The organism is Pseudomonas sp. GV047, assembly GCF_003058245.1.
Taxonomy (GTDB): domain Bacteria; phylum Pseudomonadota; class Gammaproteobacteria; order Pseudomonadales; family Pseudomonadaceae; genus Aquipseudomonas; species Aquipseudomonas marginalis.
In genome coordinates, this window is record NZ_QCWA01000004.1 from 254,323 (window position 1) to 269,400 (window position 15,078).

Sequence of the window (15,078 nt, forward strand, 5' to 3'; positions counted from 1 at the left end):
ATGGCCATGGACATGCGTAACAGCGGCCTGACCAGCACGGCGGATTCGGGTTCGTATTCCGACTTGAATCGCCTGAACCAACTGAAGGTCGGCGACAAGAACAGCGAAGGCAACATGCGCAAGGTGGCGCAGGAATTCGAGTCGCTGTTCTTGAGCGAGATGCTCAAGTCCATGCGCTCGGCCACCGAGGCCCTGGGCAAGGACAACCCGATGAACACCCCGGCCGCCAAGCAGTACCAGGAAATGTACGACCAGCAACTGGCGGTTTCCATGTCCCGCGAAGGCGGCGGCATCGGCCTGGCCGATGTGCTGATGCGCCAGATGCAGAAGAACAAGCCGGTGGACGCCCAGGCGGCCACCTTGCAGGGCCCGGCGGCGGCCGAGGCGGTCAAGAAAGTCGATGTGCCGACGCAAATTGCCGCCGGCACCCAGGCCGAGGGCCCACTGGGGCGTTCCAATGGCCAGCGTCCACTGTGGGCCTATCGCGTGGCGGAGCCCCAGGCGGGCGCTGCAGCGGCCCACAGCAACGACATCGCACTGATGAACCAGCGCCGTATCGCCTTGCCGAGCAAGCTGACCGATCGCCTGCTCGCCGGTATCGTGCCGAGCACCGACACCACCACCGTTGCCCAGGCGGCGCCGCTGCGTAACAGCGCGGCCGCCGACAATGTGGTCAACAGCACCGCGCGCACGTTTGCCGTGCCGAGCGGGCGCATGCAGGTCTACGGCCGCGCCGTGGCCCAGCCGCCATTGGCACCGGTGAAGAAGGCGTTCAGCTCCCAGGATGAGTTTGTCGCGACCATGTTGCCGATGGCCAAGGCGGCGGCCGCGCGTATCGGCGTCGATCCGAAGTACCTGGTGGCCCAGGCCGCCCTGGAAACCGGTTGGGGCAAGTCGGTGATGCGCGCCGAAGATGGCAGCAGCAGCCACAACCTGTTCGGCATCAAGGCCGGCCAGAGCTGGCAGGGCGGCCAGGCCCGTGCGATCACCAGCGAGTTTCGTGATGGGGCGATGGTCAAGGAAACGGCGCAGTTCCGTTCCTACGCCTCCTATCAGGACAGCTTCCATGATCTCGTGACATTGCTGCAAAGCAATGATCGCTATAAAGAAGTTGTGAAATCGGCCGATAACCCCGAACAGTTTGTACGCGAGTTGCAAAAAGCCGGGTACGCCACGGACCCGGCCTACGCCAGCAAGATTTCGCAGATCGCAAAAACCATGAACAGTTACCAGAATTACGCTGCCGCGGGCGCGACCACTCATTTATAAGGTCTGAACCATGAGTTTGCTCAATATCGGGATGTCGGGGCTTAACGCCGCTCAAGGATCGTTGTCGGTCTTGAGTAACAACATCGCCAACGCCAATACCGCGGGCTATTCGCGTCAGCAGACCACCCAGAGCGCAAATGCGTCGAACCAGTATGGCGGCGTGTTCATCGGCAGCGGTACCACCCTGGCCGACGTGCGTCGGGTGTACAACGAATACCTGGACACCGCCTACCAGAACAGCACCTCGCTCAACAGCGATGCCAAGGCTTACCTGGATCAGGTCAGTGCCGTCGACAAGACCCTGTCGGACAAGACCACCGGCATGTCGGCGGTACTCAGTTCGTTCTTCGCTGCTGTGCAGACCGCCTCGGCGAACCCCAACGATACCTCGGCCCGCCAGATCCTGCTCACGAACGCCCAGACGCTGAGCAACCGGTTCAACTCCATTTCCAGCCAGTTGAGCCAGCAGAAAGAGACCATTAACAGCCAGTTGTCCTCGATGAGCGATCAGGTCAACCAACTGACTTCGTCGATTGCCTCTCTCAACAAGCAGATCGCCCAGGTGCAGGGTTCTTCGAACACCACCCCGGCCAACCTGCTGGACTCGCGCGCCGAAGCCGTGCGCTCGCTCAATGAGCTGATCGGTGTGACCGCCACTGAGAAGAACGGTGTGTTCAGCGTCAGCACCGGTAGCGGCCAATCCCTGGTGCTGGGTGATAAGTCCAATACCATTTCCGCCGTACCGAGCAAGAGCGACACCAGCCAGTACACGATCCAGCTCAATGCGGCCGGCGGTACGACGATGGACCTGGGCAACGTGATCAGCGGCGGCAGCATCGGCGGCCTGTTGCGCTATCGCAGCGACGCGTTGATTCCTGCGATCAATGACCTGGGGCGCATCGCGATTGCCACCGCCGATACGGTCAACAGCCAGTTGGGCCAGGGCCTGGACCTCAATGGCGAGTTCGGCGCCTCGATGTTCACCGACATCAACAACGCAGCCTCGGTTGCCCTGCGTAGCCTGGCTGCCCAAGGCAACCTGGGCGACGGCGCCCTGGGCGTGACGATCAAGGACACCACTCAGCTGACCAGCTTCGATTACAAGGTCAGCTTCAACGACGGCACCGACCTCAACAAGATCACGGTACTGCGTTCCGACGGCAAGGCCATGGGCACCTATGACCTCAGTGCCACGCCGCCTCCGGTCATCGATGGGTTCACCCTGGCGGTCAAGAGCGGTACGGTGCAGGCCGGTGACAGCTTCAAGGTCAGCCCCACCGCCAACGGCGCCAAGGAAATCGGCACGGTCCTCAGCGACCCCAGCAAGATTGCCTTTGCCGCGCCGTTGCAGGGCGAGGCCAGCAAGACCAACCAGGGTACCGGCACCTTCACGCCGCCGACGCTCACCGTGCCCCTGGACATACAGGGTGGTGCCGATACGGCACAACTGCGTACCGGCATCGAATACTCGATGCCGGTGAAGATGGTTTTCGGTAAACCGGCGGCCGATGGCACCCAGCCTTATACGCTGAGTAACGCCCAGGGCGATCCCATCGGTTCCGGCACCATCATTCCGGGACAGGCCAATAAGATCAGCATCAGCGTGCCGATGCGTGATGCCAGCGGTGCCTTGGTGTCGCCAGCCAAGAGCTTCAGTTTCGACACCACGGTGGGCGGTTCGCCGGCCAACGGCGACGGCACCTCGTTCTCGTTCAATGCCACCGGCAAGTCCGACAATCGCAACGCCCAGGCACTGCTCGACCTGCAGACCAAGGCAACCGTGGGCCTGGCGGCCGATGGCAGCGGCGGCACCAGCCTGGTGGGCGCCAACAGCAAGCTGGTCTCCACCGTCGGCGCCAAGGCCGCTTCGGCCGGCACTGACAACACCGCTACCGGTGCGCTGCTGGCCGCCAACAAGAACGCGCGCAACTCCGTATCCCAGGTGAACCTGGATGAAGAGGCGGGCGACATGATCAAGTTCCAGCAGTACTACACGGCGTCGTCGCAGATCATCAAGGCTGCGCAAGAAACCTTCAGCACGCTGATCAATAGTCTTTAAGGGAGTCTGGGACGATGCGCATTTCTACACAGCAGTATTACGACACCAGTGCCGTCAAGTATCAGAACAACTATTCCAGCGTTGTGAAGGCCCAGGAACAGGCGAGCTCCGGCGTGCGTGTACAGACCGCTTCGGATGATCCGGTTGCCGCCCAGCGCTTGCTGATGCTGCAACAGCAAAAAGACATGCTCGCCCAGTACAGCGGCAATATCACCAGCATTCAAAATACCCTGACGAACGAAGAAAGCGTGCTGGAGGCGATCAATACAACGATCCAGGCCGGCAGCCAGTTGGCGCTGCGTGCGGGTGGCGTGACCAGTGATGCTGACCGCAAGTCCATCTCGGTCGAGGTGGGCGCGCTTGAAAATCAGCTGTTGGGTTTGCTTAACAGCAAGGATGCGGCGGGCAACTATCTGTTCTCCGGTTCCAAGACCGATACGCCGCCGTATTCGCGCAACAATGATGGTACTTATAGCTATCAAGGCGACGAAAACGAGCTGAGCCTGCAGGTTTCCGAGACGCTGAAGGTGCGCACCAGCGATACGGGCAAGACCATCCTGGAAGGCGCGGTCAACACCAGCCGCACCCAAGCCACCTACACGACGCCTGCAACGGTGGATGACCACAAGGTCGCGATCTCGGCAGGCCTGGTAACGTCGGGCATCGATTACACCAAGCAGTTTGCCGACGGCCAGCCCTATAAGGTGACCTTTACCAGTAGCACGCAGTACGTTGTGACCGACAAGGACAACAACGACATTACTTCGCAGCTTCCAGGTAATGGTACGTTCGACTCCACCAAGGAAGGCAGCGCCAGTATCAATGTACGCGGGGTCAAATTCGATATCACCGCGGACCTCACCGGCGTGGCCACCGGGCCGGATGCCGATGCGTTGGTCGCAGGGCGTGAGTTCACCCTGGCCGCCAAGCCGGACGCGTTCAATGTCTCTCGCACCGCAAGCAACACTTCGGCGGCGCAACTGACCAATGCCCGCGTCAGCAGTGCAGCCGACTACTCCAGTACGTTTCCCAACAGCGGCGTACTGATCAAGTTCGACGATGTCGACCCGACTGCTTATAAGGTGTATGCCCAGCCGTATACCCCCGACAGCAAGCCGATTGTCGATAATGGCGTGATCGTCAGCGGTACGCCGCCAGCCAAGGACACGATCACCGCCGCGGGTGTCACCTTCGAGTTGAGCGGTACGCCGAACACCGGCGATCAGTTTTCGGTCGGCAACACCACCCAGAAAACCCAGAATGCCCTCGACACCCTGAGCCAGCTGCGCCAGGCCCTGGAACAGCCGGCGGATGGTATTCCCGGTGCGCGGGTCAAGCTTCAGGACGCCCTGAACGCCGCGGTCAGTAACCTGACCAACTCGGCCGACCAGGTGGACAACGTGCGTGGCTCCATCGGTGCGCGACAGAATGCACTCACGGTGCAGTCCAGTGAAAACACCAGTGTCGGCCTGGCCAACAAGACCACGATGAGTGACCTGGCCAACATTGACATGGGCGAGGCAGCGATCAACCTGACCCTGCAGCAAACCATGCTGGAGGCCTCGCAGCTGGCTTTCGTGAAAGTCTCGCAGTTGAGCCTGTTCAACAAGATGTAAGTGGCGTCAAGTCAAGCGGCCCGCTCTGGAAACAGGGCGGGCCGCTGCCGTTTCTGGGACTTAATTGTTTGAAGGTTTTGCACAAAGCACACACAATTGAGTGACCTGTGAGTCATAAAGCGCATCTTCACTGTATCGTGTGAAAAGGATAAGTCGTCACAGGGTCCTTGCGGGGCGGCTTTCAGCGAGATTTTTATGGGGTTATCCCCTTTATTGTCAGCACTCCAGGCCACGTCTGGGGTGTTCTCCAGCTATTTAGTATTGGGAAGCCACAATGATTGGCATAAAAAGCATCGCCAGTTACGTGCCGGCAGACGGGATCGATAACTACGCCCAGGGTGCCAAGTTCGCCAAGGATGAAGAATTCATCATCGGCAAGATCGGTTCGGCGTTCCTGCCGCGCAAGGAAGCCGCGCAGGAAACCTCCGACCTGTGTGTCGAGGCGGTCAACGCTTTGTTTGCCAACAACCCGGATTTGAAGCGCGAGTCCATCGATGCCCTGATCGTCGTCACCCAGAACGGCGATGAAGAGGGTTTGCCCCACACGGCCGCGATCGTCCAGGACAAACTCGGCCTGCCCACCCACGTGGCGGCGTTTGATATTTCCCTGGGCTGCTCCGGCTACGTCTACGGCATCTACGCGATGAAGGGCTTCATGGAAGCCACCGGCCTGAAAAACGGCCTGTTGGTCACCGCCGACCCGTATTCGAAGATCGTCGACCCGGAAGACCGCAACACCACCATGCTGTTCGGCGATGCCGCCACCGCCACCTGGATGGGCGAAGACGCGCCGTGGTTGCTGGGCAAGTCCAAGTTCGGCACCGACGGTTCCGGCGCACCGCATCTCAAGGTCAGCGATGGCGTGTTCTTCATGAATGGCCGCCAGGTGTTCAACTTCGCCTTGCTCAAGGTGCCGGCGCATTTGCACGAGCTGCTCGACGAGTCGGACCTTGCGGCCGATGACATCGATGCGTTCTGCATTCACCAGGGCAGTGCGGCGATTGTCGACGCCGTGGCCCGGCGTTTCGAAGACGCGCCGGTGGAGAAGTTCATCAAGGACATGGTCGAGACCGGCAACACCGTGTCGTCGAGCATTCCGTTGCTGCTGGAAAAGCATGTGATGGACGCCACCTGGAAGCGCGTGGCAATCAGCGGTTTTGGCGTGGGCCTGTCGTGGGGATCGGCGATTCTCTATCGTCCGTGACGCTTCGATAGACTGCTTTCTGCGTAAAAGCAAACGCCGATGCTCGAAAGAGCATCGGCGTTTTTTATTTGGCGCCAGAAAACCCAATGAAATATGGGTTTTTAGCCGTCGTAAGCCCTTGAATTACAAGGGGTGGCACGGCGCCATTAAAAAAATCAAAAAAAATCCTCAAGCAACCGGCTACCACGACGATAACTATTACGTAGGTTCTCAGGCCACACCCGGCGGTTGCCAGGGCCGGAAGCCGCAGTATCCATCCAACGAGGATTTCGTCATGGCTTTAACAGTAAACACCAACATTGCTTCGATCACTACTCAGGGCAACCTGAACAAAGCCGGCGGCGCCCTGGCCACCTCCATGCAGCGCCTGTCTTCCGGCCTGCGTATCAACAGCGCTAAAGACGACGCAGCCGGCCTGCAGATCGCTAACCGCCTGACCAGCCAAATCAACGGCCTGGGCCAAGCAGTAAAAAACGTGAACGACGGTATCTCCATCGCTCAGACCGCTGAAGGCGCGATGCAGGCTTCGACCGACATCCTGCAAAAAATGCGTACCCTGGCTCTGTCTTCCGCGACTGGCTCCCTCAGCGCTGACGACCGTAAGTCGAACAACGACGAATACCAGGCCCTGACTTCGGAACTGACCCGTATCTCGCAAACCACTACTTTCGGTGGCCAGAAGCTGCTGGACGGTTCGTACGGTACCAAAGCCATCCAGGTTGGCGCTAACGCTAACGAAACCATCAACCTGAGCCTGGAAAACGTTGCAGCCAACAACATTGGTTCGCAGCAGATCAAAACCAAGGCCATCGTGCCTAGCGCAACTGGCCTGGCTGGCGGCGACATCACTGTTACCGGCAACGGTCAGACCAAAACCGTAACTTACGCTGCAGGCGCTTCGGCTAAAGACATCGCTGCGGGCCTGAACGGTTCGATCGGTGGCCTGACCGCTACCGCCAGCACTGAAGTCAAACTGGAAGTAGGCGCTGCCACTCCGTCGAACTTCAAACTGGCTGTAGGCGGCGGTAATGCTGTTGATTTCGTCGGCGTGAAGGACCTGGCCGGCCTGGCTGACCAGCTGAAATCGAACGCTGCCAAACTGGGCATCAGCGTTAACTACGACGAATCCAACAAAACCCTGTCGGTTAAGTCGGATTCCGGCGAAAACCTGTCGTTCTCGGGTGCTGATACCAACGCTCAGGCCAACATCCTGGTTGGCGCTAAAGACGGCGCTGGCGCATTCGCCACCCCGGCTGCTCTGGGTGCTGCTGCAATCGTTGTGACCGGTCAGGTTTCCCTGGATTCGGCTAAAGGCTACTCCCTGAGCGACGCTGGTACTGGTGTATCGGACTTGTTCTCGGCGGCTACCGTTTCGTCGACCAAGACCACTATCTCTAACACCGACGTGACCGATGCTACCAACGCTCAAAACGCGCTGGCTGTTATCGACAAGGCCATCGGCACCATTGACGGCGTTCGTTCGGGCCTGGGTGCTACTCAGAACCGTCTGACTACCACTGCAGACAACCTGCAGAACATTCAGAAGAACTCCACCGCTGCACGTTCCACCGTTCAGGACGTCGACTTCGCTTCCGAAACCGCCGAACTGACCAAGCAACAAACCCTGCAATCGGCCTCCACCGCGATCCTGTCGCAGGCTAACCAGCTGCCATCCGCTGTACTGAAGCTGCTTCAGTAATTCCAGCGCTTGGTAACTAACGGAAGGGCGCGTCTACGTGCCCTTCCGTTTTTTCGGTTTAGAGGAGATTGGACATGGACATGAGTGTAAAGCTGAACCAGTCTTATCCGCCGGTTGCACCTAAAAGCGCGCCTGCACCGATAGCAGCAACTGACAAAAGCGTCACCAAAGTCCAGGAAACACCGGCCACAGGCAAAGAGCCTGAGCGTGCCGACCTGGAAAAAGCAGTCACTGATATTCGCGAATTCGTACAAGCGGCCCAGCGCAAACTGGACTTTTCCATTGATGACTCCACCCACCGTGTGGTGGTCAAGGTCATCGCCACCGACAGTGGTGAAGTGATTCGCCAGATCCCGTCGGAAACGGCATTGAAGCTGGCACAGAACCTTTCCAGCGCAAGCAACCTGTTGTTTGACGACAAAGTCTGAGCTGGCATGAAACTTGTTGCTGTCGTGGCTTGAGGCGTAATAAGTCAAGATAACGGCAGCCACCGAACAGGAGATAGATGATGGCGGGTTCAACGGTAAGTGGTATCGGTTCGAATATCGATACGCAAGCGATCGTGACATCCTTGGTTAACGCCGAAAAGGTGCCCAAGCAGACGCAGATCAATACCGCGTCCGCGAAAGCGACCACCACGCTTTCTTCGATCGGCAAGGTTCAGGCAGCGCTGGATGCGTTTCGTAACGCCCTGGACACCATGTCCAAGGACAGCAGCTTCACCGGTTTGAGCGGTTCGTCGTCGGATGAAAAGACCGCGACCATGACGGCCAGCAATACGGCCTCGAACGGCAGCTTCCGGTTGATCGTCGACCAGTTGGCCCAGGCGTCCAAGCTGTCGAGCAAGATCTTCAGCGGTGGCACTTCGACGGTTGTCAACGCGACGGATAAGCCGACCACGTTGACCATCAGTCAGTCCGGCAAGGCTTACGACCTCAGCGTTCCAGCCGGCGCGACCCTGCAGCAGGTACGTGACTCGATCAATACGCAGTTTGGTACGTCGGGGCTGAGTGCCAACATCCAGACCGATTCCAACGGTTCTCGATTGATCCTGACCTCTACCAATATGGGGACGGGCTCGGACCTCACGCTGTCTGGCACCTCGGGGCTGGATGTGGGCGCCACGGTCGTTGATCCTCCCAAGGATGCGCAATACAGCATTGATGGGGTTGCGTCTGTATCCAAGTCCAACACCATCACTGGTGCTCTTAGTGGCGTGGATATCAAGCTGGTAGCTACGTCGACTTACAAAACGGGCAGTGAGGGTGAAAAGAACGCCACGCTCATCACCGTCAGCACCAACAACACCGCGCTCAAGTCCGGGGTCAAGGGGTTCATTGACACCTACAACGCCCTGATCACAGCGATGAACGCCGAAACCAAGGTCACCACGAACCTGGACGGCAGCACCACTGCGGCAGCGTTGACGGGTGACTCGACCATGCGTTCGTTGCAGAGCACGATCCGCAATGAGTTCAACGCGCTGTCGGGCAACGGGGCCTTCAAGTCCCTGGCTCAGTTCGGCGTGACCACCAGTTCGACCACTGGTCTGCTGGCGATTGATGACAAAAAGTGGGACGCGGCGGTTAAAACCAACGGGGCCGACATCAACAGTATGTTCAGTGGCAAAGACGGCATGCTGGCGCGGATGAAAAGCGCCACGGATGACTTTGCCAAGGCAAGCACCGGGATCCTGGCGACGCGCTCTACCTCCTTGTCGAACACGTTGAAGGATCTGACCAAGGATCAAGCCACGCTCGACGAGCGCATGACCCTGCTCACCAGCAGCCTGTCGGCCAAATACAACGCCATGGACACCCTGGTCGCCCAATTGCGTCAGCAAAGCACCAGTGTCATGACCACACTCAATGCGTTGAACAACGTCAAAACCAATTCTTGATCCCCTGCTGATGCAAAAAGGCCAGGCAAACTGCCTGGCTTTTTTTATCGGGGTACGACTGGCCCTAAAGCTTTTTGCGGGTCAGTCGACATATTGGTTACTAGAATCCTTTTCGCTGTCGCCTGTCACGAGGTAGAAACATGAATCCCATGAGAGCCCTTCGCCAATACCAGAAGGTCAATTCCCATGCTCAGATCTCCGAAGCCAGCCCACATCGCCTGGTGCAGATGCTGATGGAAGGCGGGCTGGACCGTATGGCCCAGGCCAAGGGGGCGCTGGCGCGTGGCGACATCGCCCAGAAGGGCCTGATGCTGGGCAAGGCCATCGATATCGTGATCGGCCTGCGCGACGGCCTGAATGCTGAAAAGAGTGACAACCCGGCTTACGTCCAGCAGTTGGAAAGTCTGTATGCGTACATGACCAACCGTCTGATGGAAGCGAACCTGCATAACGATGCCGACATGATCGACGAAGTCGCCCGTTTGCTGATTACCGTGAAAGAAGGCTGGGATGCCATCGCTGTGCCACAGGCTGCAACCGAGTAAGGCGCAGCAGAGAAGGGCCTGAGGGCCTTGAGGAATACGTCATGAGCCAAGCATTGCAACGCATTGATGAAACCCGTGAAGCGCTGATCGGCGCGCTGGCAGACCGTAACTGGGACGCCATTGGCGAGCTGGACATGGGCTGTCGCAACGTGATCGACGAGGTGCTCAGCGAAGCGCCGGTGGATGAGGATGCGTTGCGTGAAAAGCTTGAGAGCCTGTTGGCGGTATACCAGCAGTTGCTTGAGGTGACGACGGGCGAGCGCCAGGCGATTTTTGAAGAGATGTCGCAGATCAACCAAGCGAAGAACGCGTCAAAGGTTTACCATTTGTTCGGCTGAACAGGCGCAGTTAATCCGAACGGCGCGTCATAAATTTGACCGTGCCAGCTTTTTTGACTTAACTAGTGCTGTTTTCAGATTTCAGACGTCTATAAAGTAAGAAGTCTTACGGCCGTCTCGATTGCCCCTACACTGGGCAGAGCGTTTTACTAGGGAAGTTGCTATTGCATGTGGCGTGAAACCAAAATTCTGCTGATCGATGACGATAGCGTCCGCCGCCGCGATTTAGCGGTGATTTTGAATTTTCTTGGCGAAGAAAATCTGCCCTGCGGCAGCCATGACTGGCAGCAGGTAGTCAGCTCATTGTCATCGAGCCGTGAAGTCATCTGTGTGCTGATCGGGACGGTAAACGCTCCTGGCGCTGTTTTGGGCTTGTTAAAGACACTGTCAACCTGGGATGAGTTCCTTCCGGTGTTGCTAATAGGCGATATTTCTTCTGTCGACCTGCCCGAAGACCAGCGCCGTCGTGTGCTTTCCACCCTGGAAATGCCCCCCAGCTACAGCAAACTGCTCGATTCCCTGCACCGTGCCCAGGTCTATCGCGAGATGTACGACCAGGCCCGCGAGCGCGGTCGCCACCGCGAACCCAACCTGTTCCGCAGTCTGGTCGGCACCAGCCGTGCCATCCAGCACGTGCGCCAGATGATGCAGCAGGTGGCCGATACCGACGCCAGCGTGCTGATCCTCGGCGAGTCGGGCACCGGCAAGGAAGTGGTCGCGCGCAACCTGCACTACCACTCCAAGCGCCGCGACGGGCCTTTTGTGCCGGTCAACTGCGGAGCGATCCCGGCAGAGCTGCTCGAAAGCGAATTGTTCGGCCACGAGAAGGGCGCCTTTACCGGGGCGATCACCAGCCGTGCCGGGCGTTTCGAGCTGGCCAACGGCGGCACCCTGTTCCTCGACGAAATCGGCGACATGCCGTTGCCGATGCAGGTCAAGCTGCTGCGCGTCTTGCAGGAGCGCACCTTCGAGCGCGTGGGCAGTAACAAGACCCAGAGCGTCGACGTGCGCATCATCGCCGCGACCCACAAGAACCTCGAAAGCATGATCGAGGTCGGCAGCTTCCGCGAAGACCTGTACTACCGCCTCAACGTATTCCCGATCGAGATGGCCCCGCTGCGTGAGCGCGTGGAAGATATCCCGCTGCTGATGAACGAACTGATCTCGCGCATGGAGCACGAAAAGCGCGGTTCGATCCGCTTCAACTCGGCCGCGATCATGTCCCTGTGCCGCCATGGCTGGCCGGGCAACGTCCGGGAGCTGGCCAACCTGGTGGAGCGCATGGCGATCATGCATCCCTACGGTGTGATCGGCGTGGTCGAGCTGCCGAAGAAATTCCGCTACGTCGACGACGAAGATGAGCAACTGGTCGACAGCCTGCGCAGCGACATGGAAGAACGGGTTGCCATCAACGGCCACACCCCGGACTTCGGCTCCACCGCCATGCTGCCGCCCGAAGGCCTGGACTTGAAAGACTACCTCGGCAACCTCGAGCAGGGGTTGATCCAGCAGGCCTTGGACGACGCCAACGGCATCGTCGCCCGTGCCGCCGAGCGCCTGCGCATCCGTCGAACCACCCTGGTGGAGAAGATGCGCAAGTACGGAATGAGCCGCAAAGAAGGTGATGAACAGGCAGATGATTGACGCCTGTTTTCCAAGCCGCTGATATTTCAGCGGTTTTTTTTCGGCACAACTATTGCTACAGCCCTCGCAACGTTCCGTTTAACTGACGGTCAGCCAAGCGAGAGAGCATCATGCCCCACGCCGCCCAACTATCTTCGGCCCCTGCCATCCAGGGGCTGGTTCCGCCTGTCGAGCCGCCGACCCGCCAGGGTCTTGAACAGGCGTTCTCGCAGTTCAGCCAGATGTCGAGCCAGCTGACCGACTCCTACAGCCTGCTGGAAGCCCGGGTCTCCGAGCTGAAAGGCGAACTGGCCGTGGTCAGCGCCCAGCGCATGGCAGAGTTGGCCGAGAAAGAGCGCCTGGCCAATCGTCTGCAAAACCTGTTGTCGCTGTTGCCCGGTGGCGTGATCGTCATCGATGAAGAAGGCCGCGTGCGTGAAGCCAACCCGGCGGCCTGCGACATGCTCGGTCTGCCGCTGGAAGGCGAGCTGTGGCGCCATGTCATCACCCGCTGCTTTGCGCCGCGTGAGGACGATGGCCACGAAATCTCCCTGAAGGACGGGCGCCGCCTGTCCATCGCCACCCGTTCCCTGGATGCGGAGCCGGGCCAGTTGGTGCTGCTTAACGACCTGACTGAAACCCGTCATCTGCAAGACCAGTTGGCGCGCCATGAGCGTTTGTCCTCGTTGGGGCGGATGGTCGCTTCGTTGGCGCATCAGATCCGTACGCCGTTGTCGGCTGCGTTGATCTACGCCAGTCATTTGACTGATGAGCAATTGCCCGCCGCCACGCACCAGCGCTTTGCCGGGCGCCTGAAGGAGCGCCTGCATGAATTGGAGCACCAGGTCCGCGACATGCTGGTGTTTGCCCGCGGCGAATTGCCGCTGACCGACCGCGTGACGCCGGCCCAGCTGATGCAGGCCCTGCAAGCGGCGGCCGCTGCCCATATCCAGGACGTGCACGTGCGCTGGCAGTGCGACAGTCACCTCGGCGAGCTGCTCTGCAACCGCGACACCCTGGTGGGCTCGCTGCTCAACCTGATCGAAAACGCCACCCAGGCCAGCGGTCCCGGCGCGCGGCTCAAGGTGCACCTGTACAACCGCGAGCAAACCCTGCGCCTGTGCATCAGCGACAGCGGCAGCGGTATCGACCCGGTGGTGCTCAAGCGCCTGGGTGAACCCTTTTTCACCACCAAAACCAACGGCACCGGCCTGGGCCTGACCGTGGTCAAGGCGGTGGCGCGTGCCCATCAGGGAGAATTGCAGCTGCATTCCCGCGTTGGGCGTGGCACCTGTGCATTGATGACCTTGCCGCTGTTTTCATGCGCGGCAAGCGCGGAGTAAGGATATGGCTATCAAGGTTCTGTTGGTGGAAGACGATCGCGCCCTGCGTGAAGCATTGGCTGACACGCTGTTGTTGGCGGGCCATGACTACCGGGCGGTCGGTTCTGCCGAGGACGCCTTGGACGCGGTGGCGCAGGAAGCCTTCAGCCTGGTGGTCAGCGACGTGAACATGCCCGGCATGGACGGCCACCAGTTGCTCGGCCTGCTGCGTGCGCGCCAGCCGCAGCTGCCGGTGTTGCTGATGACCGCCCACGGTGCGGTGGAGCGTGCCGTGGACGCGATGCGCCAGGGCGCCGCGGATTACCTGGTCAAGCCCTTCGAGCCTAAAGCCCTGATCGAACTGGTGGCCCGTCACGCCCTGGGGGTAATCCCGGCCAACGAAGGCGAGGGCCCGATCGCCTTCGAGCCGGCCAGTGCACAATTGCTCGAGTTGGCGGCCCGCGTGGCGCGCAGTGACTCCACCGTGCTGATCTCCGGCGAATCCGGCACCGGTAAAGAGGTGCTGGCGCGTTATATCCACCAGCAGTCGACCCGCGCCCAGCAACCGTTTATCGCCATCAACTGCGCGGCGATCCCCGACAACATGCTTGAAGCCACCCTGTTCGGTCATGAAAAAGGTTCGTTCACCGGGGCCATCGCGGCCCAGGCGGGCAAGTTCGAACAGGCCGATGGCGGCACGATTTTGCTGGATGAAATCTCGGAAATGCCCCTGGGCCTGCAAGCCAAGTTGCTGCGGGTGCTGCAAGAGCGCGAAGTGGAGCGGGTGGGCGCGCGCAAGCCGATCCAGTTGGACATCCGTGTGGTCGCCACCACCAACCGTGACCTCGCCGGCGAAGTGGCGGCGGGGCGCTTCCGGGAAGACCTGTTCTATCGGCTTTCGGTGTTCCCCCTGGCCTGGCGCCCGCTGCGTGAACGCCCGGCAGATATCATTCCGCTGGCCGAGCGCCTGCTGAACAACCACGTCAAAAAAATGAAGCACGCCCAGGCGCGGCTGTCGGCGCAAGCCCAGGCCTGCCTGATCAGTTATCCATGGCCCGGTAACGTGCGGGAATTGGACAACGCCATCCAGCGCGCGCTGATCCTGCAGCAGGGCGGCTTGATCCAGCCCCAGGATTTCTGCCTGGCCATGGGCAGTGGCGCGGCGCCATTGCCGACGTTGGCGCCCGCGCCGGTGGTTGCAGAGGCTGAATCGGCCGGCGCCCTCGGCGACGACCTGCGTCGCCGCGAATTCCAGATGATCATCGACACCCTGCGCGCCGAGCGCGGTCGGCGCAAAGAGGCCGCCGAGCGCCTGGGCATCAGCCCGCGCACCCTGCGCTACAAGCTGGCGCAGATGCGTGACGCCGGAATGGATGTGGAAGCGTATCTATTCGCCACGTAACCGGTAAGAAGGTCGACAATGTTTGTCGCCTTTTCTTACGAGCTGATGCGGATCTGGCACCCTTGTTGCTACCTCCCCTAGTAATCGCTGCGTAGTGTCAA

General features: G+C 59.9%; 12 protein-coding genes. All 12 read left to right on the top strand.

All coding sequences use genetic code 11. The features are described from left to right. A complete protein-coding gene (gene flgJ, locus C8K58_RS12275) occupies window positions 1-1,269 on the top strand; it encodes a flagellar assembly peptidoglycan hydrolase FlgJ (protein WP_027603838.1) in 1,269 nt (422 codons plus the stop codon). 10 nt (window positions 1,270-1,279) lie between these two features. Continuing rightward, on the top strand, window positions 1,280-3,328 hold the full coding sequence (flgK, locus tag C8K58_RS12280) for a flagellar hook-associated protein FlgK (RefSeq protein ID WP_108573768.1): 2,049 nt from the start codon (window positions 1,280-1,282) through the stop codon (window positions 3,326-3,328). A gap of 14 nt (window positions 3,329-3,342) precedes the next feature. Then, the gene (locus tag C8K58_RS12285) at window positions 3,343-4,944 is read left to right on the top strand and encodes a flagellar hook-associated protein 3 (protein ID WP_027603840.1); all 1,602 of its coding nucleotides are present in this window, start codon (window positions 3,343-3,345) and stop codon (window positions 4,942-4,944) included. 274 nt (window positions 4,945-5,218) lie between these two features. After that, entirely contained in the window at window positions 5,219-6,148 is a 930-nt protein-coding gene (locus tag C8K58_RS12290) for a ketoacyl-ACP synthase III (RefSeq protein ID WP_065924951.1), read from the top strand. A 274-nt stretch (window positions 6,149-6,422) separates the two neighbouring features. Further along, window positions 6,423-7,847 carry a flagellin gene (locus C8K58_RS12295; protein WP_108573769.1) on the top strand — a complete coding sequence of 475 codons (1,425 nt, stop codon included), beginning with the start codon at window positions 6,423-6,425 and terminating at the stop codon, window positions 7,845-7,847. Window positions 7,848-7,921: 74 nt separating this feature from the next. Next, window positions 7,922-8,275: a flagellar protein FlaG gene (locus C8K58_RS12300; RefSeq protein ID WP_027603843.1), complete on the top strand. Its 354-nt coding sequence runs from the start codon at window positions 7,922-7,924 to the stop codon at window positions 8,273-8,275. A gap of 80 nt (window positions 8,276-8,355) precedes the next feature. Further along, window positions 8,356-9,747, top strand: a complete 1,392-nt coding sequence (fliD, locus tag C8K58_RS12305) for a flagellar filament capping protein FliD (protein WP_027603844.1) — start codon at window positions 8,356-8,358, stop codon at window positions 9,745-9,747. Window positions 9,748-9,887: 140 nt separating this feature from the next. Continuing rightward, on the top strand, window positions 9,888-10,292 hold the full coding sequence (gene fliS / locus C8K58_RS12310) for a flagellar export chaperone FliS (RefSeq protein ID WP_027603845.1): 405 nt from the start codon (window positions 9,888-9,890) through the stop codon (window positions 10,290-10,292). A gap of 41 nt (window positions 10,293-10,333) precedes the next feature. Next, window positions 10,334-10,630, top strand: coding sequence for a flagellar protein FliT (fliT, locus tag C8K58_RS12315; RefSeq protein ID WP_027603846.1), 297 nt, complete (start codon window positions 10,334-10,336; stop codon window positions 10,628-10,630). A 168-nt stretch (window positions 10,631-10,798) separates the two neighbouring features. Continuing rightward, the gene (locus tag C8K58_RS12320) at window positions 10,799-12,274 is read left to right on the top strand and encodes a sigma-54 dependent transcriptional regulator (protein ID WP_027603847.1); all 1,476 of its coding nucleotides are present in this window, start codon (window positions 10,799-10,801) and stop codon (window positions 12,272-12,274) included. 110 nt (window positions 12,275-12,384) lie between these two features. Continuing rightward, a complete protein-coding gene (locus C8K58_RS12325; protein WP_108573770.1) occupies window positions 12,385-13,596 on the top strand; it encodes a PAS domain-containing sensor histidine kinase in 1,212 nt (403 codons plus the stop codon). Between the two features lie 4 nt (window positions 13,597-13,600). Next, entirely contained in the window at window positions 13,601-14,977 is a 1,377-nt protein-coding gene (locus C8K58_RS12330) for a sigma-54 dependent transcriptional regulator (protein ID WP_108573771.1), read from the top strand. The last annotated feature ends 101 nt before the right edge of the window (window positions 14,978-15,078 follow it).